The sequence below is a fragment of the Streptomyces sp. NPDC056061 genome, assembly GCF_042266885.1.
GTDB lineage: Bacteria > Actinomycetota > Actinomycetes > Streptomycetales > Streptomycetaceae > Streptomyces.
Genome location: NZ_JBHJWQ010000001.1, coordinates 399,783 through 423,652 on the forward strand (window position 1 = coordinate 399,783; position 23,870 = coordinate 423,652).

The window sequence follows — 23,870 nt, forward strand, 5'->3', positions numbered from 1 at the left end:
CGCCCCTGCGGTCGCTGCGCGCGGGCGTCCTCGCGCATGGACTCGTCCGTGTACGACTTCGCCGTTCGGGTCGTTTGGTCGCCAATGAACCGTTATGACGTGATCAGGCTAGCCCGTACCGCTCCCGCCCGCCCCGGCGGGGGAGGCCGTGCGACTCCCCGCCGGACGGCGTGATCGGCACGGGTACGCTGCGGTCTGCCACCCCCGCCACGCAGATGAGAGGCAGTGCGCCAAGTGAGCTCGTCCGTCCCGCCCGTCCGTGCCCGTAGCCGGACCGCCCTCGCCGCCGTGCTCTGCGCGGGGCTGGCCGTCGCCCTCACGGCATGCGCGGGCGAGGACCCGGACGAGGGGACCAACGGCGTCGGCAAGCTCACCGCCGAGCAGATCGAGAAGAAGACCCAGGCCGCCGCGGACACCGCCGACGCGGTACGCCTGGCCGGGAAACTGGTCAGCAAGGGCGGCACCTACACGCTCGACATGCGGCTCACGGACGACGGCGGCACCGGCTCCGTCGCGTCGCGGAACAGCACCTTCGAGCTGCTGCGCGTCGGTGACGAGCTCTACCTCAAGGCGGACGCCCGGTTCTGGAGCCACGAGGAGAAGCCGGGCGAGAGCGGTGACGCGGGCGACGCGGCCGCCGAAAAGCTCCAGGACAAGTACGTCAAGGTGCCGGAGGACGACCCCACGTACAAACAGCTGCGCGGCTTCACGGACAAGGAGACCCTGCTCGGCGGCCTGCTCGCCCTGCACGGCACCGTCAACAAGGGCGACCGGACGAAGGTCGGTCCGACCCGGACCGTCCAGATCACCGGCGGCGAGGGGGAGGGCGGCACGCTCGACGTCTCGCTGGAGGGAAAGCCGTTCCCGCTGCGGTTCGCGCGCGGCGGTGGCGGCGGGACCGTGCGGTTCTCGGAGTGGGGCGAGGACTTCACGCTGGAGCCGCCCGCCGAGGAGGACACCGTCGACTACGGGAAGCAGCTGCCCAGGACGTCGTCCTGAGCCGGGACGGCACCGGCAGCGGGAACCCACCGACAACGGGGATTCACCGGCGGGGGGACCTGCCGGCAGTGGTGCGGTGCCGGCCGTGGTGCGAGGGGCCGGACGGCCCCGCCGCCGTGCGCCGCGCGGGCCTGTCGCAGTGCGGGCCCTGCCGCCGTGCGGCGTGCGTGACGGCGCACGGCCCCGGGCGGGCCGCCTCGGCGCCCCGGTCAGCCCTTGCGCCCGCGCTTCAGCAGCCGCGGCAGCCCGGCGGGAACCGGGCGCCGGGTGATCGCGGGCGACGGCAGCGGCGCGGCCGCCAGGGAGCCGTCCGGCAGTCGGGTACTGAACTCGCCCGGGGTCAGGCGCAGCACCCGGCACTCGCGCGCCCATCGCTCCGGCATCCGCTCGGCGTCCGGCGCGTTCAGCCGCTTGCCCTTGAGTTCGGCGACCGCGGCCTCCCACTCCTCGGAGTGCGGTGAAAGCTCGGTCACGGCGGCCGTCCAGGAAATCAGCCGCCCGCCCTTGTCCTTGCTGCGCACGGTCACCTCGGCGACGGATCCGTCGGTGAGACCGGGCGGGAACGGCTGCTCGCCGGGGCCGTCACCGACCAGGTGGGCGGCACCCTCGTGCCACACGTGCCACAGGGCCCGGGCGGGGCCGGTGCCCCGTACCCAGACGAGACCGGACTTCTTGGTGGCCTCCTCGACCAGGGCCCGTCCCAGCGGCGCGTCGGCGGCAGCAGCAGTCATGCCCGCACTCTATTCGAGCGCCCGGACCCGGTACGACGGCCGGACTCAGAGCCAGCCGTTGCGCTTGAGGGTGCGGTGGATGGAGAAACAGACCAGCCCGATGGCGGCCAGCACGATCGGATAGCCGTACTTCCAGTCCGTCTCGGGCATGTGCTTGAAGTTCATGCCGTAGACGCCGCAGATCATCGTCGGCACGGCCACGATGGCCGCCCAGGAGGTGATCTTGCGCATGTCCTCGTTCTGCGCGACCGTCGCCTGCGCCAGGCTGGCCTGCAGGATCGAGTTCAGCAGTTCGTCGAAGCCGATGACCTCCTCGTGCACCCGGGCCAGGTGGTCGGCGACGTCACGGAAGTAGTTCTGGATGTCCGGGTCGATCAGCCGCATCGGCCGCTCGCTCAGCAGCTGCATCGGCCGCAGCAGCGGTGAGACGGCCCGCTTGAACTCCAGGACCTCGCGCTTGAGCTGGTAGATCCGGCCCGCTTCGGAGCCGCGCGGGCTGCCTTTCACGGGGGTCGAGAAGACCTCGATCTCCACCTCGTCGATGTCCTCCTGTACGGCACCCGCCACGGCGATGTAGCCGTCGACGACATGGTCGGCGATGGAGTGCAGGACCGCTGAGGGGCCCTTGGCGAGCAGTTCGGGGTCGTCCTGGAGCCGGTGGCGCAGCGCGCGCAGCGAACCGTGACCGCCGTGCCGGACCGTGATGACGAAGTCCCGGCCGGTGAAGCACATCACCTCGCCGGTCTCGACGACCTCGCTGGTGGCGGTGAGTTCGGCGTGCTCGACGTAGTGGATGGTCTTGAAGACCGTGAACAGGGTGTCGTCGTACCGCTCCAGCTTCGGTCGCTGGTGGGCGTGGACCGCGTCCTCGACGGCCAGCGGGTGCAGGCCGAACTCCCGGGCGATCCCGGCGAATTCCTCCTCGGTCGGCTCGTGCAGCCCGATCCAGGCGAAGCCGCCCTCCTCCCGCACCTGGAGCATCGCCTCGTGCGGGGTGCGGCAGCTGCTGCTCTCCACCCGGCGCCCGTCGCGGTAGACCGCGCAGTCGACGACCGCGGTGGACGCGGACGGGTCACGGGTCGCGTCGTAGGTGTTGTGGATGGTGTTGTTCCTGCGCAGGGACGGGCGCACGGCGGCGCGCAGGTCGCGGATCATCGACATGGCTGGCTCCTTCACGGAGGGCCGTCGTCGGGCGCGCGGAACAGCCCGGAACGAGGACGTGACTCACGTCCGCAAAGCGGGCGGCACCAGGGCGACGCGAGGACGGCGGTCGCTACGGACAGGCAGAAAAGGGGTGCTCTTCCGTCGTGCGCGATGCCTTGAACCCTGGCCGGGAAGGCGGCGTCAGACCACCGGGAAGGTGGTGTGGGGCGGGAGAGCGGTCGTACTGCACGATCGACTTCGATCCACTGCAGCCCCACCTCCTCCAGCCGGTCCCCCGTGGGGGATGACGTGTCGTCGGGACCGAGAGCGACGCTTCTGCGTGCTGCCCCGACCAGCGGCCAAGACTATCAGCCGACCGAGGGTCAATCCCTTACTTTGCCCATTCCATACGCGTCCTATGCTCGCGGGATGGGAGAAATTCTTGCTCTGGTCGAGGCCCGGTTGCTCACGGCCCTCGGCGAACCGGACGCGCGCGCGTCGGTGACGTTCCTCGGCGCCGACCGGATCGAAGTGCTCCGCTTCATCGACGGCGACGTGGTGCGCTACGTCACGCTCGGCATGTCCGCGCAGCCGATGACCGACCCGACCGCCTCCGTCGTGGACCCCTCGAAGGGCCCTCGCGCCGAGCTGCTGCTCTCGGTGCGTGCCGGGCTCGCCGACACCGACAAGGTGTTGCGCCCGCTGGCGGTGCTGGCGGCGTCCCCGCAGGTCGAGGGGGTGATCGTGGCGCCCGGTGCCTCGCTGGACGTGGGCGGGCCGCTCTGGCCCGGGGCGCCGTTCAGCTCGGTGCTGGTCGCCGAGCCGGGAGGGCTGGTCGAGGACCTGGAGCTCGACGGGCCCGCGCCGCACGGCGACGGGCCCGCGGGCGCGGCACCGGATCCGGTGCGCTTCCTCCCGCTGCTGCCGATGACGCCCAACGAGGCGGCGTGGAAGCGGGTCCACGGCGCGCAGGAGCTCCAGGAGCGGTGGCTCTCGCACGGTACGGACCTGCGGGATCCGCTGCGTGCTGCCGTGCCGCTGGACTGAGCCGGTACGGGACGGCCGGGGGAGCGGGCGGCCCCGGGGCCGCCCGTGCGCGGGGCCCCGCCGCGCGGCCGGAGGGGGGAGCCGCGGGCGGGGCGGAACAGGGGCGTCCGGTTCACTCCGCGAAGATGGTGACGCCGTCCTCGGCGGCGTGCTCGGCCCTCAGCTCCGCCGCCTCCCGGGTCAGCGCCGAGCGCCGGACCCCGACGACGACCGCGCCGATCACGGCCGTGACCGCGGCGACCACGAACGGCATGTGGACGTCGCTCCACTCCTCGATCTTCGGAGCCAGATACGGGGCGGCGGCCGCGGCGAACCAGCGGACGAAGTTGTAACCGGCGCTCGCCACCGGGCGCGGTGCGTCCGAGACGCCGAGCGCCAGCTCCGTGTAGACGGTGTTGTTCATGCCGATGAAGGCGCCGGAGGCGATGGTGCAGACGATGGCCGCGGTGTGGTTCCCGTACCCCAGGACCAGCAGGTCGACGGCGAGCAGCACCAGCGAGGCGCCGAGCACCCTCAGCGAGCCGAAGCGTTCCTGGAGCCGCGGGGCGACGAGCACCGAGAAGACCGCGAGCAGCAGACCCCAGGCGAAGAAGACCGCGCCCGACTTGTACGGCGTCATGTCCAGCACGAACGGCGTGAAGGCCAGGATCGTGAAGAACGCGTAGTTGTAGAAGAACGCCGAGGTCGCGACGGAGGCCAGGCCGCCGTGGCCGAGCGCCTTGACCGGGTCGAGCAACGAGGTCTTCCGGGCGGGGCGGGGCTGTTCCCTCAGGAACGCCGTGATGCAGACGAAGCCGATCGCCATCAGCGCCGCCGTGCCGAAGAACGGGTAACGCCAGCTGGCGTCGCCGAGCAGCGCGCCGAGCAGCGGCCCGCACGCCATGCCGAGGCCGAGCGCCGACTCGTACAGCAGGATCGCCGCCGCGCTGCCGCCGGCCGCGGCCCCGACGATCACGGCGAGCGAGGTCGACACGAAGAGGGCGTTGCCCAGGCCCCAGCCTGCCCGGAAGCCGACGAGCTCACCGACCGACGTGGAGGTGCCGGAGAGCGCGGCGAAGACGACGACGAGCGCCAGACCGGCCAGCAGCGTCTTGCGACCGCCGATCCGGCTGGAGACGAAACCGGTGACGAGCATGGCCACGGCGGTGATCAGGAAGTACGAGGTGAACAGGAGGGACACCTGGCTCGGCGTCGCCTCCAGGCCCTTGGCGATGGACGGCAGGATCGGGTCCACCAGGCCGATCCCCATGAACGCCACGACGGACGCCCCCGCCGTGGCCCAGACGGCCTTCGGCTGACGCAGGATGCTGCCCGCACCCTGATCGAACGGATCCTCTTCCTGCATGGGCCCTCTCGCTCTCCACTAGGTCGGTGCGGCATGCACAGAATAAGTTAGAGAGTCTAATAAGTGCAAGCTACATCTAAATCCGCAGGTGAGGGCCACGCTGCGGACGGGTGATCATCCTTGACGCAGCGCCGGTCCTGGAGGACCGTTGGTCGCTATGAGGGGCGAACCCAGTTGCCCGAAGTGCGGAGGCCGGGTCAGGGCGCCCGGTCTTTTCGCCGATACCTGGCAGTGTTCCGTGCACGGCGCCGTGCAGCCGCTGCAGCCGGTCGTCCCGCCCGGCGTCGAGGCTCTGGGCGCGGTCGTGCGCCGGGCCCGGGTGCCGGTGTGGATGCCGTGGCCGCTGCCCGTGGGCTGGCTGTTCACCGGGGTGGCGAGCGCGGGCGACGAACGCAGCGGGGGCCGGGCCACCGCCGTCGCCTGCTCCGGCCCCGGCCCCGTCGGCGGCATCGGCGAGCTGCTGCTCGTCACCGAGGAACTCGGCGTGGGTCTCGGGGCGCGGTACGCCGGAATCGACGGCCCCGACCCGGGTCCGTATCTCGACGTCGACGGCCCGCCCGACGTCAAGATGCTCGCCGCCGGCCGCCCCACCCCGCTCTGGCACGTCAAGGGCGCCCCCGAGGACCGTGCGGTCTTCGCGGGCGAGGCGCGCGGGCTCTGGCTCTGGGCGATCGTCTGGCCCGAGCAGTCCGGACTGCTGATGTACGACGAGCTGGTGCTCGCCGATCTGCGCGAGGCCGGCGGCGAGATGGACCTCGTGCCCTGCGGGGCGCTCACGCCCCGACTGCTCGACTGAGGGCCCGTTCCGGGGTGCTCCCGGGGTGCGGTCGGCGGTTCGTGCGGCCCGGGTGCCGGATGGTCCGGATTGTCCCGGAGCGGCCGAAGCCTGTTCGAATGCCGGTTATCCTTGAGCGTCCCCACCGTCCGGCCCCGAGCACTGGAGTACGCGTCGTGCGCATCGACCTGCACACCCACTCCACCGCGTCGGACGGTACGGACAGCCCCGCCGAGCTGGTGCGCAACGCCGCCGCCGCGGGTCTCGACGTCGTCGCGCTCACCGACCACGACACCGTGCGCGGTCACGCCGAGGCGATCGCCGCCCTCCCCGAGGGGCTCACCCTCGTCACCGGCGCCGAGCTCTCCTGCCGGCTCGACGGGGTGAGCCTGCACATGCTGGCGTACCTCTTCGACCCCGACGAGCCCGAGCTGGCGCGCGAGCGCGAGCTGGTGCGCGACGACCGGGTGCCGCGTGCGCGGACCATGGTGGCCAAGCTCCGGGCGCTCGGGGTCCCGATCGAGTGGGAGCGCGTCGCGGCGATCGCCGGAGACGGATCGGTCGGCCGTCCGCACATCGCCACCGCACTCGTCGAACTCGGCGTCGTCGAGACCGTCTCCGACGCCTTCACCCCGGACTGGCTCGCCAACGGCGGCCGCGCGTACGCCGAGAAGCACGAACTCGACCCCTTCGACGCGATCCGGCTGGTCAAGGCCGCCGGTGGTGTCATCGTCTTCGCGCACCCGCTCGCCGTCAAACGCGGTGAGGTGGTGCCCGAATCGTCGATCGCGCGGCTCGCCGCCGCCGGTCTCGACGGCGTGGAAGTCGATCACACCGACCACGACGAGCCGACCAGGGCCAGGCTGCGCGGGCTCGCCCGGGAGCTGGGACTGCTGACGACCGGCTCCAGCGACTACCACGGCAGCCGCAAGACCGTCCGGCTCGGCGAGTGCGCCACCGACCCCGAGATCTACGGCGAGATCACCCGGCGCGCCACCGGGGCCTTCCCGGTGCCCGGCGCCGGTGGACTTCGCTCCGCCTGACGGTACGCACGACATCCGGGGCCCGAAGCCCCGCCACCGGCGCCGATACCGCGCCGCTCCCGCCAAGCCCCGTCCCGTTCCGCTGCGCCCTCCCGGCCGCCGGACCGCCGCACGCCCACCGGGTGTGCGCCACCGGTCCGTTCCCCCCCGTCCCCACCCCCTCTCTTCTCGCGCAAGGCTCACCGTGTTCGACATAGCTGTCTTCGGATCCCTTTTTCTCACCCTTTTTGTGATTATGGATCCCCCGGGCATCACCCCGATCTTCCTGGCCCTCACCGCGGGCCGCCCCGCCAAGACGCAGCGCAGGATGGCCCTCCAGGCGGTGACCGTCGCCTTCGGCGTGATCGCCGTCTTCGGCGTGCTGGGCCAGCAGATCCTCGACTACCTGCACGTCTCCGTCCCCGCCCTGATGATCGCGGGCGGACTGCTCCTGCTGCTCATCGCGCTCGACCTGCTGACCGGCAAGACCGACGAGCCGACACAGACCAAGGACGTCAACGTCGCGCTCGTGCCCCTGGGCATGCCGCTGCTCGCCGGTCCCGGCGCGATCGTGTCGGTGATCCTCGCGGTGCAGCACGCCGACACCGTGGGGGGCCAGATCTCGGTATGGTCGGCCATCGTCGCCATGCACGTCGTGCTCTGGCTGACCATGCGCTACTCGCTGCTGATCATCCGCGTCATCAAGGACGGCGGCGTCGTACTGGTGACCAGGCTCGCCGGAATGATGCTCTCGGCCATTGCCGTGCAGCAGATCATCAACGGTGTCACCCAGGTCGTCCAGAACGCCTGACCGCGGTGCGGACACCACGGCGCCCCCGTACGGACCGTCCGTACGGGGGCGCTTCGTCTTTGTGCGGCGTCGTGCGTTACGAAGCCGAGGATTCTGCCGGGCGGATGTAGATGCGCTGGCCCGTTGCCGCGGCCTGCTGCACGATCCGTTTGACGGAGGCGGCGTCCACGACGGTGCTGTCCACGGCGGTACCGTCGACATCGTCGAGGCGCATGATCTCGAAGCGCATGAGGCTTCCCTTCGTCTGATCCTCCTGATGGAGAACTGCTGGGAGGACGGGGACCCGTCCGCAAGGATGGGAGCGCCGGGCATCGGTGTCCTGCGCTCCACCACAGGAACAACGAATTGCCCACTACAAACATTCCCTACGCTAAGGAAATTTTTTGGATGTCTAAGCATCGACAGGTCATCGGGTGTGCACGGGTACCGGAGCCCGCGACGCGACGCATGACGAGGGCTGTGACGAGGACCGCATGAACGAGGCAGAGATGTGCGACCGGCTGGACCGGACCAACGAGTTGCTCCAGCGCGTTCTCGCCGAGGTGTCGAAGACCCCCTCGACCCACGCGATCTTCGTCGACGCGGGTTACGTCTACGCCGCGGCCGGACTGCTCGTCACCGGGACCGAGGACCGTCGCTCCTTCGACCTCGACGCGGAAGGGCTGATCGAGGCGTTCATCGACAAGGCACGCACGATCTTCGCGGACAGCCGCCTGTTGCGCGTGTACTGGTACGACGGCGCGAGGCGCCGCATCCACACCGCGGAACAGCAGTCCATCGCCGAACTCCCCGACGTCAAGGTGAGACTCGGCAACCTCAACGCCAACAACCAGCAGAAGGGCGTCGACTCCCTCATCCGCAGCGACCTCGAATCGCTGGCCCGGCACCGCGCCATCAGCGACGCGGCCCTGGTCGGCGGCGACGAGGACCTGGTCTCCGCGGTCGAGGCGGCCCAGGGGTACGGGGCCCGGGTGCACCTGTGGGGCATCGAGGCCGGGGAGGGACGCAACCAGGCCGAACCGCTGCTCTGGGAAGTCGACAGCCAGCGCACCTTCGACCTGGACTTCTGTCGCCCGTACGTCACCAGACGCCCCGTCACGACCTACGAGGACGACGCCCCCGCGCCCTCGCGGGAGGACGTCCGCTTCGTCGGCGCGCAGATCGCGGCGGCCTGGCTGGCCGCCCGGGGCCGCGAGTCCCTCGCCGACCTGCTGCCCGGTCACCCGTATCTCCCGGGCTCCGTCGACCAGGACCTGCTGGTCGAGGCCGAACGGCTGCTTCAGCACTCGCTGCGCGGCCACGCCCAGCTGCGGCGGGCGCTGCGCGACGGCTTCTGGCAGCACATCCAGGCGCAGTACTGAGCGGAGCGGACGGGCTGCGCGGCGCCCTGCGTCCGTACGGCCCCATGGGCTCCGCCGCGCCTCAGGGACGCGGTGCCGTCCGGAGGTCCTCCCAGAAGGAGGCGAGCGCGCGGGCCGTCGGCTCCGGACGGTCCGTGTTGGGCGAGTGCTCGGCGCCGTCGATCCGGGTGCGGTGCGCGCCCAGCCGCCGGGCCATGTCGTCGAGCAGAGGCACCGGCCAGGTGTCGTCCCGCACACCGGAGAGCACATGGACCGGCAACGCCGTGGCCGCGAGTTCGGCCACCCGGTCCGGCTCGACGGTCAGCTGGCGTCCGGTGGCGATCAGCTGGGCCGGCCGGTGGCGCAGCCAGCGGCGACGCAGGGCCTCGCCGTCCGTGGTGGCGTCCTCGGGCGGGTCGAGGGCGCGCATCGCCTCCCACACCTCGGCCATGGTCAGCTTCGCGAGCGCGTCGCCGAGCAGCTTCACCTTGGCCTGCTGGGCCTCGGTGACCTGCGCCGGCCCCGACGACATCAGGGTCAGCGAACGGAACGGCGAGGCGTCGAGCAGAACGGCGGCGCGGGCGATCTGCCCGCCCAGCGAGTGACCGACCAGATGCACCCCGCCCTCGTCACCGGCATCGAGCGCGGCCGCCTGGGCCAGCACGTCACGGGCCAGCTCGTGCTGCGCGTACGTCTCCGGACGGTCCGTCCCGTCGGTCTCGTACTGCCCCCGGCCGTCCACGGCGACGATCCGGTACCCGGCGTCGGTGAGCGGTTCGAGGAGCGCGATGAAGTCCTCCTTGCTGCCGGTGAAACCTGGCAGCAGAAGGGCGGTGCCGCGCGTCGCACCGTGCGGCGAGGCGTCCAGGACGGCGAAGTCGCCGCGGGCGGTGCCGAGCCGATGGGCACGGGCGCAGGGGGGCGGGGTGAACGTGGGCGGCCGACTCATGGGACGAGGTTATGTCCTGGGGTGCCGAACGGGCAGAAGGACCGGCGCGAACGCCCTCCCGGCCCCGGTGCTTTCGCCGGTCCTGACGTCTCCCGGTTCCGACGCTCTCACCGGTCCGGACGTCCTCCCGGCCCCGGCGTCCTCACCGGCCGGACAACGGACGCGGGACGCCCCGCGCGGGTGCCGGGCCTAATCGGCCCCGCACCCGTCCGGGACGTCCCGCGGTGGTCGGGGCCCGGTCCGGGGGAGTGCCCCGGACCGGGCGACATCGTGGGGCTCAGCCCTCGGTGCCGGTGGCGGCGGCACGCGAGGCCCGCCGCCTGCGCGGCTTCGCCTCGCCCTCGGCGGCCGGCGTCTCCGCCACGGCCTCCGCCTTCGGCTTCGCGGCGGCACGGGTGCGGCGGCGGGGCCTGCTCTCCGGAACGGGCTCGGAGATCGGGGCGATCTGGAAGTCGACCTCGTCCTCGGCAGGCTTGGCGACGCGGACACGGCGGCGCGGCTTGGTCACCGTCTGCGCGGGCACCGGCTCGGAGATCGGGGCGATCTGGAAGTCCACCTCCTCCGTCACCGGGCGCGCGGCCCGGGTACGGCGGCGCGGCGCGGCCGGGGCCTCGACGGCCGGGGCCGGGGTCGTGTTCACCGAGGCGTCGACCGCCGTGTCCGGGGCACCGACACGGGTCCGGCGACGGCGGCGCGGGGTGCGCGGCTGCGCGGGGGTCTCGGCGGCCTCCGTCCCGCCGGACTCACCGGTCGGCGTCGGCACCGCGGCCGCGGCGTCCTGCGTGTCGCGGACGGCGGCACCGCCCCGGGTGCGACGACGCTGACGCGGCGTGCGCGGCGCACGCTCCTCACGCGCGGCGGGCGCGCGGCGACCGCGGCCGCCCGTCTCGCCGAGGTCCTCGATCTCCTCGGCGCCGAGGCCCGCGCGGGTCCGCTCGGCGCGCGGCAGGACACCCTTGGTGCCGACCGGGATGTCGAGCTCCTCGTAGAGGTGCGGCGAGGTGGAGTACGTCTCGACGGGGTCGTTGAAGTCCAGTTCGAGCGCCTTGTTGATCAACTGCCAGCGCGGGATGTCGTCCCAGTCGACCAGCGTGATCGCGATGCCCTTGGCACCGGCGCGCCCCGTCCGTCCGATGCGGTGCAGGTAGGTCTTCTCGTCCTCCGGCGACTGGTAGTTGATGACGTGGGTCACACCCTCGACATCGATACCGCGGGCCGCCACGTCGGTGCAGACGAGCACGTCCACCTTGCCGTTGCGGAACGCGCGCAGCGCCTGCTCGCGGGCGCCCTGGCCGAGGTCGCCGTGGACCGCGCCGGAGGCGAAACCGCGCCGCTCCAGCTGCTCGGCGATGTCGGCGGCCGTGCGCTTGGTCCGGCAGAAGATCATCGCCAGCCCGCGGCCATTGGCCTGCAGGATGCGGGCGACCATCTCCGGCTTGTCCATCGAGTGGGCCCGGAAGACGTGCTGCGAGATGTTCGCGACGGTCGCGCCCTCGCCGTCCGGCGAGGTGGCGCGGATGTGCGTCGGCTGCGACATGTAGCGCCGCGCCAGACCGATGACGGCGCCCGGCATGGTCGCCGAGAACAGCATCGTCTGCCGCTTCTGCGGAAGCATGGTGATGATCTTCTCGACGTCGGGCAGGAAGCCCAGGTCGAGCATCTCGTCGGCCTCGTCGAGCACCAGGGCGCGGACGTGCGAGAGGTCGAGCTTGCGCTGGCCGGCCAGGTCGAGCAGGCGGCCCGGGGTGCCGACGATCACGTCGACGCCCTTCTTCAGTGCCTCGACCTGCGGCTCGTAGGCGCGGCCGCCGTAGATCGCGAGCACGCGGACGTTGCGCACCTTGCCGGCGGTGAGCAGATCGTTGGTGACCTGCTGGCAGAGCTCACGGGTGGGGACGACGACCAGCGCCTGCGGCGTGTCGGTCAGCTGCTCGGGCGCGGCACGGCCGGCCTCGACGTCCGCGGGGACGGTGACGCGCTCCAGCAGCGGAAGGCCGAAACCGAGGGTCTTGCCGGTGCCGGTCTTGGCCTGGCCGATGACGTCGGAACCGGAGAGCGCGACGGGGAGCGTCATCTCCTGGATGGGGAACGGGGACACGATGCCGACGGACTCAAGGGCCTCGGCGGTCTCGGGAAGAATCCCGAGTTCTCGGAACGTAGTCAGGGTGCTGCCTCTTCTGTGAGACGCGGCCCGAGGCGAACGATGGGGGTCGTACCGTGCCGGGGTTGGTCATCCGGCCGCGGATGGGCCGGGTGGCGCGGGACCACTGCCGTCGCTCGAGCGCTCGTGCCGCTGAGGGGGCCCCTCATCTGCGGTCGTACGTGTCGTACGCCTCGCGCGGAGGGCTGTCGGGTCGGAGCCGATCGGGCCACCGACCGGGCATCCTCATTCAATTTCACCAAGGCTTTCACCGAGGTCTGCACCGTAAGTACGTCCAAAATACTCACTAGGCGCAATACCACTGTACCCCGGATTCGCGCATGTGTGTTGGGCGAATTCGTCGGAACGGTGGGATGTCACCGGTCGGCCAGGCCCTTCCGCACTCCGCCGGGCGGGCTATTCTGCGCTTCATGGAGACGCCTGACAACGCCAACGAAGCCCCCGTTCCCACCAAAATCGCCGCCCAGGACTGGGCCACCGCGTCCGCGGAGCCGCAGTACCGAGCGGCGGTCGTGGATCTGCTGGGAGCACTGGCGTACGGGGAGCTGGCGGCCTTCGAGCGGCTCGCCGAGGACGCCAAACTCGCGCCGACACTCGCCGACAAGGCGGAGCTGGCGAAGATGGCCTCCGCGGAATTCCAGCACTTCGAGCGCCTGACGGAGCGGCTGACCGCGATCGAGGTGGAGCCCACGGGCGCGATGGAGCCGTTCGCCAGGGCGCTCGACGAATTCCACCGCCAGACCGCCCCGTCCGACTGGCTGGAGGGCCTGGTCAAGGCGTACGTCGGCGATTCGATCGCCAGTGACTTCTACCGCGAGGTCGCCGCCCGGCTCGACTCGGACACCCGCTCCCTCGTCCTGGCCGTCCTCGACGACACGGGCCACGGCAACTTCGCCGTGGAGAAGGTCCGCGCCGCGATCGAGGCCGACCCCCGGGTCGGCGGTCGGCTCGCGCTGTGGGCGCGCCGCCTGATGGGGGAGGCCCTCTCGCAGGCGCAGCGGGTCGTGGCCGACCGCGACGCACTGTCGACGATGCTGGTGGGCGGTGTGGCGGACGGCTTCGACCTCGCCGAGGTCGGGCGGATGTTCTCCCGGATCACCGAGGCGCACACCAAGCGGATGGCCGCGCTGGGGCTCGCCGCCTGAGGGCTGTCCCGTGATCCGTGGCGGATCGCGGGGCGGAGGGGTGCCCGCATGCCGGACGCATGCGGGCGTTCCGGCGACGCGGCCGGGGTGCCGCAGCAGGCCCGGGTCGGTCCACCATTGCCGTCCGGTTCCCGTCCGCGGGGGCCGGGCGGCCCTCAGACCGCCGCCGAGCGGCTCAGCCCGCGGTGGCTCCGCGGACGGACCAGCAACGAGAGCGTGACGGTCCCGATCAGCGCCGCACCGATCAACGCGGCGGCGGCATGTCCCGGACCCAGCACCGACTGCATGAGGAACACACCGAACAGGGCCCCCAGCGCACCAGTGGTGAACACGGTGCGGCGGGACGGGAGCCGGGCCGGAAACGCGCGGAGTGCCGCCCAGGCAAGGGCGAGTCCGAGCACGACGGAGCCGAGGGGTTCCAGGATCACAACTGATCACCTCGCGGAGTTGCGGGGCGGGTAGAACGGTCATGGGCCGTACTACCCGAAGCAAAGTGATCACAACCCTCCCCGGCCGCACCCTCCTCGGCGGGGCCGCGACCGGAACCCGCCGGTGGGCACGCATGCGCCGATGGGCACACCTCCGCCGCACATCCGAAGAAGAGAACGGACGGCGGCCCGGTGGGAAGAACCCACCGGGCCGCCGTCACATCCGCACCGGGCGGGGTGTCTACAGCGCGCCGAAGCCCACGCGGCGCGTGCTGGGCTCGCCGATCTCCACGTACGCGATCCGGTCGGCCGGCACCAGGACCTTGCGGCCCTTCTCGTCCGTGAGGCTGAGCAGCTGCGCCTTACCGGTGAGAGCCTCGGCGACCGTGCTCTCGACCTCTTCGGCGGAAAGCCCGCTCTCCAGAACGATCTCCCGGGGCGTGTGCTGCACCCCGATCTTGACCTCCACGGCTATGTCCCTCCGACGGTCAGTCCCTGCGCGGTCAGCCGCGCCGTACGCACCACACATTAGCCCGGTGAGGGGAACCTTCAGCGGCCGATGGGCCACGCCCGCAGCGAACACGGGCGCCGGGAGAGCCCCGGCACCGCGCTCAGTGCTGTTCGATGCCGTGCAGCGGGAAGCCCGCGATGCCCCGCCAGGCCAGCGACGTCAGCAACTGCACCGCCGTGTCCCGCGGGATGGACGACTGGCTGGAGAGCCAGTAGCGGGCGACCACCTGGGAGACCCCGCCCAGACCGACCGCGAGCAGCATGGACTCGTCCTTGGACAGCCCGGTGTCACCCGCGATGACGTCGGAGATCGCCTCCGCGCACTGCAACGAGACCCGGTCCACGCGCTCGCGCACGGCGGGCTCGTTGGTCAGGTCCGACTCGAAGACCAGCCGGAAGGCGCCGCCCTCGTCCTCGACGTACGCGAAGTACGCGTCCATCGTGGCGGCGACGCGCTGTTTGTTGTCGGTCGTCGACGCCAGCGCCGTGCGGACCGCCTGGAGCAGCGACTCGCAGTGCTGGTCGAGCAAGGCCAGATAGAGCTCCAGCTTGCCCGGGAAGTGCTGGTAGAGCACCGGCTTGCTGACCCCGGCGCGTTCCGCGATGTCGTCCATGGCGGCGGAGTGGTACCCCTGCGCCACGAACACCTCCTGCGCGGCGCCCAGCAGCTGGTTGCGTCGGGCGCGGCGAGGCAGTCGGGTGCCTCGTGGACGCGCCGCCTCGGTCTGCTCGATGGCTGTCACGCCGCCTCCCAAAATCGTGTTCGGACACGGCCCTTCCGTGCACGTCGCGCCACACGGCCATCGTACTTTTGGGTAACGCGGGCATGCGCGGCGCGGACGCAGAATTTCACGTACCGGACGGCTGCGGTAGCCGCAGGTTCCCCGGCGGTCCGGGCAAAACCGGGCGTACTAGCGGTAATCTTCCTCATCCTGTGTCACAACACGGGCCTGCTCGGCCGCGTCCGCCTCGTTGACCTTCTCCCGGTCGATGTCCGTGAGCGGTGCGTCGCGCCGCTGCTGGAGATCGGCCCGTTGCTCGGCGGCGTCCGCGCGGGGCGTCTCCTGACCCGGCTCGTCCGGCTGGATGTCCTCGAAGGTCTCGGGGTCGCTGGGGTCGACCGTCATGGTGACTCCCTTCCTCGCTCAAAGCCTAGGAGCCGACCCCCGAAGCCGCTACACGGTCTGTGACCGCGAACACATGAATCGGGGTGTGATCGTCTCGTAACATTGCCGCATGTCTTCGACCGAGCTGCCGGGAGTCCGTACCGCCGCCGCGGCGGCCCCCGCGGTGAGCGCCGTCAGGGCCGCGGAGGGGGAGGAGCTGCGCTCCGTCGCGCTGCCCGGACTGACGCTGACCGTCAGATCCCGGCCGCCGGAGCGGACCGGGTTGCCGCCCGCGCTGTTCGTGCACGGGCTCGGCGGTTCCTCGCAGAACTGGTCGGCGCTGATGCCGCTGCTCCAGGACGTGGTGGACGGCGAGGCGCTCGACCTGCCGGGCTTCGGCGACTCGTCGCCGCCGGACGACGGCAACTACTCGGTCACCGGGCACGCCCGCGCCGTGATCCGCTTCCTGGACGCGGCGGAGCGCGGACCGGTCCACCTCTTCGGGAACTCGCTGGGCGGTGCCATCGCCACCCGGGTCGCCGCGGTCCGCCCCGATCTGGTGCGCACCCTGACCCTCGTCTCGCCCGCGCTGCCCGAGATCCGGGTGCAGCGCACGGCCGTGCCCACCGGACTGCTCGCCGTGCCCGGCGTGGTGACGCTGTTCGCCCGGATGACCAGGGACTGGAGTGCGGAGGACCGCACCCGGGGCGTCATGGCGCTCTGCTACGGCGATCCGTCGCGGGTCTCCGAGGCGGGTTTCCGTGCCGCGGTGGCCGAAATGGAGCACCGGCAGGAGCTGCCGTACTTCTGGGACGCGATGGCTCGCTCGGCGCGCGGCATCGTCGACGCGTACACGCTCGGCGGGCAGCACGGACTGTGGCGCCAGGCCGAGCGGGTGCTCGCCCCGACCCAGCTCGTGTACGGCGGACGGGACCAGCTCGTCTCGTACCGAATGGCCCGCAGGGCGTCCGCGGCCTTCCGCGATTCGCGCTTGTTGACGCTGCCCGACGCCGGGCACGTGGCGATGATGGAATACCCGGAGGCGGTCGCCCAGGCGTTCCGGGATCTGCTCGACGAACTCGGCGGGAGCTGATCCGGGGCGTGGGACGACACAGCCGAAAGGGCCCCAAACCGGCGGAGCCCGGAACCGAGTCCGTCGGCGCGGGAATCGCCGGGGAGGACGTTCGTCCCGGGCCCGGCAGCGGGCGCCGTCGCAGGTCGGCCGAGGCCCCGGCCGGTGCGGACGGACACGCCGCGTTCGAACCGGCCGGACACGTCCGCAGCGGTCACCCCGAACAGCGGGAACCCGGCGGCGGCTGGGGGGCGGGGCCGCAGGCCGGACCTCCCGCCGACGGCGGACGCCCCGCCCCGCGGCAGTCGGCGGACGGGGTGCGGACGGCGCGACGCGGCGGGCAGGCCACACTGTCCGGGCCGCTGATACCGGGCCCGCGGCGCGAGTTCGTCGAGGCATTCGACGTTCCTTCCGCCCCTCCCGCCCCACGGGGACCCGTAGCCCCGGCGGGTCCGCCGGCCGCGGCGAGCGACCCGAAGGGGGCGAAGGGTCCCGACGAGGGGCGGACCGGCGGCGAACCGGCCCCCGGCACGGAGGCCGGGGGCGGCGACGCCGGGGGGAACAAGGGCCGTACCTTCACCGGTATCGCGGCCGTCGCGGTGACCACCGTGCTCGCGGTGATCGTCGCCGGGCAGGTCGCCCAGGACGACGGTGGTGCGAACGGCACCACGCGGGCGGCGGGTGTCGACCGGGACCGGAGCCGCGACGCCTCCCGTTCGGACGACCGGGCGACCCCGAAGGCGGCCCCGGTCAGGCCCCTTTCGTACGAGCAGAAGATGGCCAAGGCATATCCGCTCGCCGCGAAACTGCGCGGCTCGGGGAAGTTCGACGCCGTTCCGGGAACGGCGAAGGCGCCGGGACGCGGGCACAAGTACCGCTACCGGATCGATGTCGAGCAGGGCCTCGGGCTCGACGCGGAGCTGTTCGCCCGGGCCGTCCAGGAGACGCTCAACGACGACCGCAGCTGGGCGCACGACGGGGCGATGACCTTCGAGCGGGTCTCCTCCGGTGATGCCGATTTCGTGATCACCCTCGCCAGCCCCGGGACCACCGCCGTCTGGTGCCGCAAGTCGGGCCTGGACACGACCGAGGACAACGTCTCGTGCGACTCCGCCGCGACCGAGCGCGTGATGATCAATGCCTACCGTTGGGCGCAGGGGTCGTCGACGTTCGGACCGGACAAACTCTTCGCCTACCGCCAGATGCTGATCAACCATGAGGTCGGTCACCGGCTGGGACACAACCATGTGAGTTGCCGCACGCCGGGGGAGCTCGCACCGGTGATGCAGCAGCAGACCAAGTCCCTGGACATCGACGACATCAGTTGCCGCCCCAACCCCTGGATGTATCCCAGCAGTTGAGACGTGAAGGTGGCGACCGGCGGGGTGCCGGGCCGCTACCTCGTGCGTGGCGGGGTTCGCCGGTCGCCGACCGGCCGTCACATTCGCGCCCCATGTTCGTCCGCATGGTGAGATCGGCGTCTCGAATCGCGTTGACATCCCCTGGGCAGTGATCCATATTTCTCGACATGTCACGCAGCCCCGTCACCGTCGAGCGCGCCGCCATCGAGCTGGCGCTCATCGGCGTGACCGGGCACAGCGTCGCCGACATCCACTGTTGCTGACGCCTGCCCGAGTGCGCGTCCGCCCGCCGTCCGAGCCCCGAACCGGCTCGTTCCGCCTCTTCGACCGCCGCACCCGGGCGCATTCCGTCCGCGGACGCGGCGGTGGCAGTGTGCTCCGGTCATTTCTCCGGTCATTTCTCCCGAATGGATCTCCCGTACGGATTTCCCGTACGACCCGTACGACCCGTACGACCCGTACGTCTGTGCGGATTTCCTCGTGCGGACCGGTTGTGTGCACCCGCTCCCCGTTGCCGATCGCGCGGACGTCTCCCCGTCCCCTGCTCCAGGCAGCACACCGAGAGGTCACCTTCCGATGCGTCAACCGTCCGTCATATCGCGCCGCGCGGCAGCGGCCACCGCAGTACTCGTCGTGGTCGCGGGTGCCGCGGCCTGCGGGCCCGAGAAGAAGGAGGCCGGTGACGGCGGCTCCGGCGCGTCGGGGAAGCCCATGAAGGGCGGCACGCTCACCGTCCTCAACAGCAAGCCGCAGTCGGACTTCGACCCCGCCCGGCTCTACACCTCCGGCGGCGGCAACGTCCCGTCCCTCGTCTTCCGCACCCTGACCACCCGCAACCGCGCGGACGGTGCGGCGGGCGCGAAGGTCGTCCCCGACCTGGCGACCGACCTCGGCACGCCGAGCAAGAACGCCACCGTGTGGACGTACACGCTCAAGGACGGCGTGAAGTACGAGGACGGCACCGCGATCACGAGCGCCGACATCAAGTACGGCATCGAGCGCTCCTTCGCCGCCGAACTCTCCGGCGGCGCCCCGTACCTGCGCGACTGGCTCATCGGCGGAGCCGACTACCAGGGCCCGTACAAGGACGAGAAGGGGCTCGACTCGATCGAGACGCCCGACGCGAGGACCATCGTCTTCCACCTCAACAAGCCGGAGGGCGAATTCCCCTTCCTGGCCACCCAGACCCAGACCACCCCGGTCCCGAAGGCCAAGGACACCGGCACGAAGTACGAGGAGCACCCGGTCTCCTCGGGGCCGTACAAGGTCGTGAAGAACGAGGGCGACGGCGAACGCCTCGTCCTGGAGCGAAACCCGCACTGGTCGGCCGACACCGACGAGCAGCGCAAGGCGTACCCCGACCGGATCGACGTGCGGTCCGGGCTCGACCCCGCGGTCATCAACCAGCGCCTGTCCGCCTCGCGGGGCGCCGATGCCGCCGCCGTCACCACCGACACCAACCTCGGCCCGGCCGAACTCGCCAAGGTCACGGGCGACAAGAAGCTCGCCGCCCGCGTCGGCACCGGCCACTTCGGCTACACCAACTACATCGCCTTCAACCCGAAGGCGAAGCCGTTCGACAACCCGAAGGTGCGCCGGGCGATCGCCTACGCCGTCGACCGCTCCTCCGTGGTCAACGCGGCCGGCGGCTCCTCGCTCGCCGAGCCCGCCACCACCTTCCTGCCCGAGCAGGCGGCCTTCGGGCACACGCCGTACGACCACTTCCCGGCCGGGAAGTCCGGCAACCCGGCCAAGGCCAGGGAACTGCTCAAGGAGGCCGGCTACGCCGACGGGCTGACCGTCACCCTGACGCACTCCAACGACAAGGACTTCGCGACCGGCCCGGAGATCGCCACCGCGCTCCAGGAGGCGCTGCGGAAGGCGGGCATCACCGTCCGGCTCAAGGGCCTGGAGAGCAACGACTACTCCGACACCGTCTACGACGTGAAGAGCGAGCCCGGCTTCTTCCTCGGCGGCTGGGGCGCCGACTGGCCGTCCGGCGGCCCGTTCTTCGCGCCGATCTTCGACGGGCGCCAGATCGTCACCGCCGGCTACAACTTCAACTCCGGCCAACTGAACGACCCTGCGGTCAACAAGGAGATCGACGAGATCAACAAGCTGACCGACCTGGAGGCCGCCGCCGAGCGCTGGGGCGCGCTCGACAAGAAGGTCGGCGAGCAGGCGCTGACCGTGCCGCTGTTCCACCCCGTCTACAAGCGCCTGTACGGCGAGGCCGTCAAGAACGTCGTGATCAGCGACTGGACCGGCGTGCTCGACGTGTCCCAGGTCGCGGTCAAGTAGCCATGGCCGAAGCACTTCCGGCCGAGGGGGCGGGGACCGTCACGGTCCGCGCCCCCGGGGCCCATCCGTTCTGGCGGCGGCTGCGCGAGCGGCGCGCCGCCCTGGTGGCGGGCGCCGTTGTCGCCCTGCTGGTCCTCGTCGCGCTCGCCGCACCGCTGCTCGCGGGCATCGAGGGCCAGGACCCCACCACCTACCACCCGGACCTCGTCGACTCCGCCACCGGCGGCGTGCCGATCGGCTCCTTGGGCGGGATCGGCGCCGAGCACTGGCTCGGCGTGGAGCCCCTCACCGGCCGCGACCTGTTCGCCCGCGTCGTGTACGGCGCCCGGGTCTCCCTCGGCGTCGCGCTCGCCGCGACCCTGCTCCAGGTCGCCATCGGGGTCGTCGTCGGCCTCGCGGCGGGGCTCGGCAACCGCTTCGTCGACCAGGCGCTCAGCCGGGTCACCGACGTCGTGGTCGCGCTGCCCGTCATGGTGATCGCGCTCGGCGCGCTCGCCGTCGTGCCCGCGGGCTTCCCGCGCCCGGTCCTGATCGCCGTGATCATCGGCCTGGTCGGCTGGTCCGGCATCTCGAAGATCGTGCGCGCCCGGACGCTCGCGCTGAAGTCGCTCGACCACGTCGCCGCCGCCCGGCTGAGCGGCTGGGGTTCCTGGCAGATCGCCCGGCGCGAACTGCTGCCCGCGCTCGCCGCGCCCGTCATCACCTACGCCGTACTGCTGTTCCCCGGCAACATCGTCGTCGAGGCTGCCCTGTCCTTCCTCGGCGTCGGCATCAAGCCGCCCACCCCGTCCTGGGGACAGATGCTCAGCGACGCCGACACCTGGTACCAGGCGGCGCCCACGTATCTGCTGATCCCCGCCCTGCTGCTGTTCGTCACCGTGCTGGCGCTGACCGTCCTCGGCGAGGGCGTGCGCACCGCGCTGGACCCGCGCGCCGCGTCCCGGCTGCGGATCGGCACCGGCCGGAAGAGGGAGGCCGGGGCATGACATCGTTCCTGCTCAGACGCCTCGGCGGGGCGGTCTTCGTGCTGTTCGCGCTCAGCGTCGTCGTCTACGCGGCCTTCTATGTCGCCCCCGGCGATGTCGCGCAGATCGCCTGCGGCCCGCGCTGCTCGCCCGCGCAGGTGGCACAGGTCAGCGAGCAACTGCACCTGGGGGACCCGTTGACCACGCAGTACGCGCACTTTCTCCAGGGCATCTTCGTCGGCCGCGACTACTCGACCGGGACCGGGGTGCTGCACTGCCAGGCGCCCTGCCTCGGGCTCTCGTACCAGAGCGACCAGCAGGTCACCGAGCTGATCCTGGCCAAGCTCCCGGCCACCGTCTCGCTCGCCGTCGGGGCCTTCGTGCTGTGGATGCTGCTCGGCGTCGGCACCGGGCTGCTCTCGGTGTGGCGGCGCGGCCGGTTCACCGAGCGCGTGCTCACCGGGATCACCCTGGCCGGCATGGCCACCCCGGTGTTCGTCATCGGACTGCTGCTGATCATCATCCTGGTCACGGCGCTCCAGATCCTGCCCTTCCCGGATTACGTGCCGCTCACCGAGGACCCGGAGCAGTGGGCGTGGAACCTGCTGCTGCCGTGGGTCTCGCTGGCGCTGGTGTCCGCGGCCCCGTACGCCCGGATGACCCGGGCGTCGATGCTGGAGACGCTGGCCGAGGACCACATCCGGACCTTCCGGGCGTACGGGGTCGGCGAGCGGGCGCTCGTCGGCCGGCACGCGCTGCGCGGCGCGCTGGCGCCGGTGATCGCGCTCGGCGCACTGGACATCGGCTCGATGTTCGGCGGCGCCGTGCTCACCGAGTCGCTCTTCGGAATTCCGGGCGTCGGACGCGAACTCGTCGACGCCGTCAAACACGTTGACCTACCGGTGGTCGTGGGGCTGGTCCTCGTCACCGGATTCTTCGTCGTCCTCGCCAACGCCGTCGCGGACGTTCTCCAGGCGATGGCCGACCGACGGGTGGTGCCGGCATGAGCCTGGTGGAAGTCTCCGGACTGTCGATCGCGTTCGGCGAGGTGCGCGCGGTGGAGGACCTGTCGTTCTCGCTGGAGCCGGGCGGCGCGCTCGGCGTGGTCGGCGAGTCCGGCTCCGGCAAGAGCGCCTCGGCGTACGCCCTGCTCGGGCTGCACCGGGGGACCGGGGCCCGGGTCGGCGGCTCGGTCCGGGTCGCCGGGGTGGACGTGAACGCGGCGGACGACGCGGAACTGCGGGCGCTGCGCGGCGCGAAGGCCGCCATGGTCTTCCAGGACCCGCTCTCCTCGCTGGACCCGTACTACGCGGTGGGCGACCAGATCGCCGAGGTGTACCGGGCGCACCACCGGGTCTCCCGGCGGGCGGCGCGGGACCGGGCCGCCCAGGTGCTGGACCGGGTCGGAATCCCGGACGCGGTGCGGCGCTCCCGGTCGAGGCCGCACGAGTTCTCCGGCGGAATGCGGCAGCGGGCGCTGATCGCGATGGCCCTGGCCTGCGAACCCCAGCTGCTGATCGCCGACGAGCCGACGACCGCGCTGGACGTCACCGTCCAGGCCCAGATCCTGGACCTGCTGCACGACCTGCGGCGGGAGACGGGCATGGGGCTGCTGCTGGTCACCCACGATGTGGGGGTGGCGGCCGAATCGGTCGACGAGGTGCTGGTGATGCGGGCGGGACGGGCGGTCGAACGGGGACCGGTGGGCGAGGTGCTGGTCGCGCCGCGCGAGCCGTACACCCGGGCTCTGCTGGCGGCGGTGCCGCGCATTCCGGCCGGCGCGGCGGGCATGGCGGGCGTGGTCCGGGAGGCCGGGCGGGGCGGCGCTGCCGATGCCCGGCCCGCGGCGGCGGCCCGGACCGCGGCGGCATCCGACGGGCCGCCGCTCGTCGAGGCCGCCGACGTCCGGCAGGTCTTCGGCAGGGGTGCTGCCGCGCTCGCCGCCGTCGACGGTGTCTCACTCGCCGTCCGCCGCGGCGAGACCCTCGGCATCGTCGGCGAGAGCGGCAGCGGCAAGACCACCCTCGGACGGATGCTCGTCGGGCTGCTGGACCCCACCTCCGGGCGGATCGACCGCCGGGCCCGGGTGCAGATGGTGTTCCAGGACCCCGTCTCCTCCCTCAACCCGCGCCGTTCGGTGGGCGAATCGGTCGCCGACCCGCTGCGTGCCTCGGGCGTGCGCGACGAGGCGGCGATCCGGGCACGGGTCCGGGACCTGCTGGAGCGGGTCGGGCTCGACCCCGAGCAGTACGACCGCTACCCGCACGAGTTCAGCGGCGGGCAGCGGCAGCGCGTCGGGATCGCGCGGGCGCTCGCCGCCGAACCGGAGCTGATCGTCTGCGACGAGGCGGTCTCCGCCCTCGACGTGACGACCCGGGCCCAGGTGACCGACCTGCTGGCGCGGCTCCAGCGCGAACTGGGACTGGCGCTGGTCTTCATCGCGCACGATCTCGCCGTCGTGCGGCAGGTCAGCGACCGGGTCGCCGTCATGCGGCGGGGCCGGATCGTCGAGGAGGGGGACGCGGACCGGGTGTACACCGACCCGCGCGCCCCGTACACCAAGCAGCTCCTGGCGGCCGTCCCGGCCCTCGATCCGGCGCTCGCCGCGGTGCGGCGCGCGGCCCGCAAGGAGCTGGCCGCTTCTTGACTCCGAGTAGCC

The 23,870-nt window shown here is 71.9% G+C and carries 24 protein-coding genes; 14 read left to right on the plus strand and 10 right to left on the minus strand.

The window, feature by feature from the left end; translation table 11 throughout:
* Window positions 1-234: 234 nt before the first annotated feature.
* Window positions 235-999 carry a hypothetical protein gene (locus ACFC79_RS01805; RefSeq protein WP_376233792.1) on the plus strand — a complete coding sequence of 255 codons (765 nt, stop codon included), beginning with the start codon at window positions 235-237 and terminating at the stop codon, window positions 997-999.
* A gap of 209 nt (window positions 1,000-1,208) precedes the next feature.
* Here the strand turns inward: ACFC79_RS01805 and ACFC79_RS01810 are convergent, their stop codons facing one another.
* Together ACFC79_RS01810 and ACFC79_RS01815 are read right to left on the minus strand one after the other, a co-directional pair.
* Window positions 1,209-1,730 carry a hypothetical protein gene (locus ACFC79_RS01810; RefSeq protein ID WP_376233795.1) on the minus strand — a complete coding sequence of 174 codons (522 nt, stop codon included), beginning with the start codon at window positions 1,728-1,730 and terminating at the stop codon, window positions 1,209-1,211.
* A gap of 45 nt (window positions 1,731-1,775) precedes the next feature.
* Window positions 1,776-2,891: a magnesium and cobalt transport protein CorA gene (locus ACFC79_RS01815; protein WP_376233798.1), complete on the minus strand. Its 1,116-nt coding sequence runs from the start codon at window positions 2,889-2,891 to the stop codon at window positions 1,776-1,778.
* 411 nt (window positions 2,892-3,302) lie between these two features.
* Between ACFC79_RS01815 and ACFC79_RS01820 the strand changes: the two genes are divergently transcribed.
* Window positions 3,303-3,920, plus strand: a complete 618-nt coding sequence (locus ACFC79_RS01820; RefSeq protein ID WP_376233801.1) for a suppressor of fused domain protein — start codon at window positions 3,303-3,305, stop codon at window positions 3,918-3,920.
* 112 nt (window positions 3,921-4,032) lie between these two features.
* Here ACFC79_RS01820 and ACFC79_RS01825 read toward each other — a convergent pair whose 3' ends face one another.
* Window positions 4,033-5,265: an MFS transporter gene (locus ACFC79_RS01825; protein ID WP_376233804.1), complete on the minus strand. Its 1,233-nt coding sequence runs from the start codon at window positions 5,263-5,265 to the stop codon at window positions 4,033-4,035.
* A 157-nt stretch (window positions 5,266-5,422) separates the two neighbouring features.
* Between ACFC79_RS01825 and ACFC79_RS01830 the strand changes: the two genes are divergently transcribed.
* The 3 genes from ACFC79_RS01830 (at window position 5,423) to ACFC79_RS01840 (ending at window position 7,873) form a co-directional block, all read left to right on the plus strand.
* Window positions 5,423-6,061, plus strand: a complete 639-nt coding sequence (locus ACFC79_RS01830) for a DUF6758 family protein (RefSeq protein ID WP_376233807.1) — start codon at window positions 5,423-5,425, stop codon at window positions 6,059-6,061.
* Between the two features lie 155 nt (window positions 6,062-6,216).
* The gene (locus tag ACFC79_RS01835) at window positions 6,217-7,083 is read left to right on the plus strand and encodes a PHP domain-containing protein (protein ID WP_376233810.1); all 867 of its coding nucleotides are present in this window, start codon (window positions 6,217-6,219) and stop codon (window positions 7,081-7,083) included.
* Between the two features lie 184 nt (window positions 7,084-7,267).
* Window positions 7,268-7,873 carry a MarC family protein gene (locus tag ACFC79_RS01840; protein ID WP_376233813.1) on the plus strand — a complete coding sequence of 202 codons (606 nt, stop codon included), beginning with the start codon at window positions 7,268-7,270 and terminating at the stop codon, window positions 7,871-7,873.
* Window positions 7,874-7,949: 76 nt separating this feature from the next.
* On the opposite strand, the gene ACFC79_RS01845 is transcribed toward ACFC79_RS01840, so the two are convergent.
* Entirely contained in the window at window positions 7,950-8,102 is a 153-nt protein-coding gene (locus ACFC79_RS01845) for a hypothetical protein (RefSeq protein ID WP_376233816.1), read from the minus strand.
* Between the two features lie 244 nt (window positions 8,103-8,346).
* On the opposite strand from ACFC79_RS01845, the gene ACFC79_RS01850 reads away from it, so the two are divergent.
* Window positions 8,347-9,234, plus strand: coding sequence for an NYN domain-containing protein (locus tag ACFC79_RS01850; protein ID WP_376233819.1), 888 nt, complete (start codon window positions 8,347-8,349; stop codon window positions 9,232-9,234).
* 61 nt (window positions 9,235-9,295) lie between these two features.
* Here ACFC79_RS01850 and ACFC79_RS01855 read toward each other — a convergent pair whose 3' ends face one another.
* Window positions 9,296-10,162 (minus strand): alpha/beta fold hydrolase, encoded by an 867-nt coding sequence (locus tag ACFC79_RS01855; RefSeq protein WP_376233822.1) that lies wholly within the window; start codon window positions 10,160-10,162, stop codon window positions 9,296-9,298.
* Between the two features lie 277 nt (window positions 10,163-10,439).
* Window positions 10,440-12,236, minus strand: coding sequence for a DEAD/DEAH box helicase (locus ACFC79_RS01860; RefSeq protein ID WP_376234879.1), 1,797 nt, complete (start codon window positions 12,234-12,236; stop codon window positions 10,440-10,442).
* 497 nt (window positions 12,237-12,733) lie between these two features.
* On the opposite strand from ACFC79_RS01860, the gene ACFC79_RS01865 reads away from it, so the two are divergent.
* Entirely contained in the window at window positions 12,734-13,468 is a 735-nt protein-coding gene (locus tag ACFC79_RS01865) for a ferritin-like fold-containing protein (protein WP_376233825.1), read from the plus strand.
* A gap of 155 nt (window positions 13,469-13,623) precedes the next feature.
* Here ACFC79_RS01865 and ACFC79_RS01870 read toward each other — a convergent pair whose 3' ends face one another.
* From ACFC79_RS01870 to ACFC79_RS01885, 4 genes are all read right to left on the minus strand, one after another.
* Window positions 13,624-13,896: a hypothetical protein gene (locus tag ACFC79_RS01870; protein WP_376233828.1), complete on the minus strand. Its 273-nt coding sequence runs from the start codon at window positions 13,894-13,896 to the stop codon at window positions 13,624-13,626.
* A 241-nt stretch (window positions 13,897-14,137) separates the two neighbouring features.
* Window positions 14,138-14,365 (minus strand): DUF3107 domain-containing protein, encoded by a 228-nt coding sequence (locus ACFC79_RS01875; protein ID WP_218105578.1) that lies wholly within the window; start codon window positions 14,363-14,365, stop codon window positions 14,138-14,140.
* A gap of 142 nt (window positions 14,366-14,507) precedes the next feature.
* Window positions 14,508-15,149 carry a TetR/AcrR family transcriptional regulator gene (locus ACFC79_RS01880; protein WP_376233831.1) on the minus strand — a complete coding sequence of 214 codons (642 nt, stop codon included), beginning with the start codon at window positions 15,147-15,149 and terminating at the stop codon, window positions 14,508-14,510.
* A gap of 168 nt (window positions 15,150-15,317) precedes the next feature.
* Window positions 15,318-15,533: a hypothetical protein gene (locus tag ACFC79_RS01885; RefSeq protein ID WP_376233834.1), complete on the minus strand. Its 216-nt coding sequence runs from the start codon at window positions 15,531-15,533 to the stop codon at window positions 15,318-15,320.
* Between the two features lie 109 nt (window positions 15,534-15,642).
* Between ACFC79_RS01885 and ACFC79_RS01890 the strand changes: the two genes are divergently transcribed.
* From ACFC79_RS01890 to ACFC79_RS01920, 7 genes are all read left to right on the plus strand, one after another.
* The gene (locus ACFC79_RS01890) at window positions 15,643-16,605 is read left to right on the plus strand and encodes an alpha/beta fold hydrolase (protein ID WP_376233837.1); all 963 of its coding nucleotides are present in this window, start codon (window positions 15,643-15,645) and stop codon (window positions 16,603-16,605) included.
* Between the two features lie 8 nt (window positions 16,606-16,613).
* Window positions 16,614-17,945, plus strand: a complete 1,332-nt coding sequence (locus ACFC79_RS01895) for a DUF3152 domain-containing protein (protein ID WP_376233840.1) — start codon at window positions 16,614-16,616, stop codon at window positions 17,943-17,945.
* 167 nt (window positions 17,946-18,112) lie between these two features.
* Window positions 18,113-18,208: an Ms4533A family Cys-rich leader peptide gene (locus ACFC79_RS01900; RefSeq protein WP_376233843.1), complete on the plus strand. Its 96-nt coding sequence runs from the start codon at window positions 18,113-18,115 to the stop codon at window positions 18,206-18,208.
* Window positions 18,209-18,521: 313 nt separating this feature from the next.
* Window positions 18,522-20,246, plus strand: a complete 1,725-nt coding sequence (locus ACFC79_RS01905) for an ABC transporter substrate-binding protein (RefSeq protein ID WP_376233846.1) — start codon at window positions 18,522-18,524, stop codon at window positions 20,244-20,246.
* 2 nt (window positions 20,247-20,248) lie between these two features.
* Window positions 20,249-21,232, plus strand: coding sequence for an ABC transporter permease (locus ACFC79_RS01910; protein WP_376233849.1), 984 nt, complete (start codon window positions 20,249-20,251; stop codon window positions 21,230-21,232).
* Window positions 21,229-22,218: an ABC transporter permease gene (locus tag ACFC79_RS01915; RefSeq protein ID WP_376233851.1), complete on the plus strand. Its 990-nt coding sequence runs from the start codon at window positions 21,229-21,231 to the stop codon at window positions 22,216-22,218. The genes ACFC79_RS01910 and ACFC79_RS01915 overlap by 4 nt, the downstream gene beginning before the upstream one ends.
* Window positions 22,215-23,858, plus strand: coding sequence for a dipeptide ABC transporter ATP-binding protein (locus ACFC79_RS01920; protein ID WP_376233854.1), 1,644 nt, complete (start codon window positions 22,215-22,217; stop codon window positions 23,856-23,858). The genes ACFC79_RS01915 and ACFC79_RS01920 overlap by 4 nt, the downstream gene beginning before the upstream one ends.
* Window positions 23,859-23,870 lie beyond the last annotated feature (12 nt).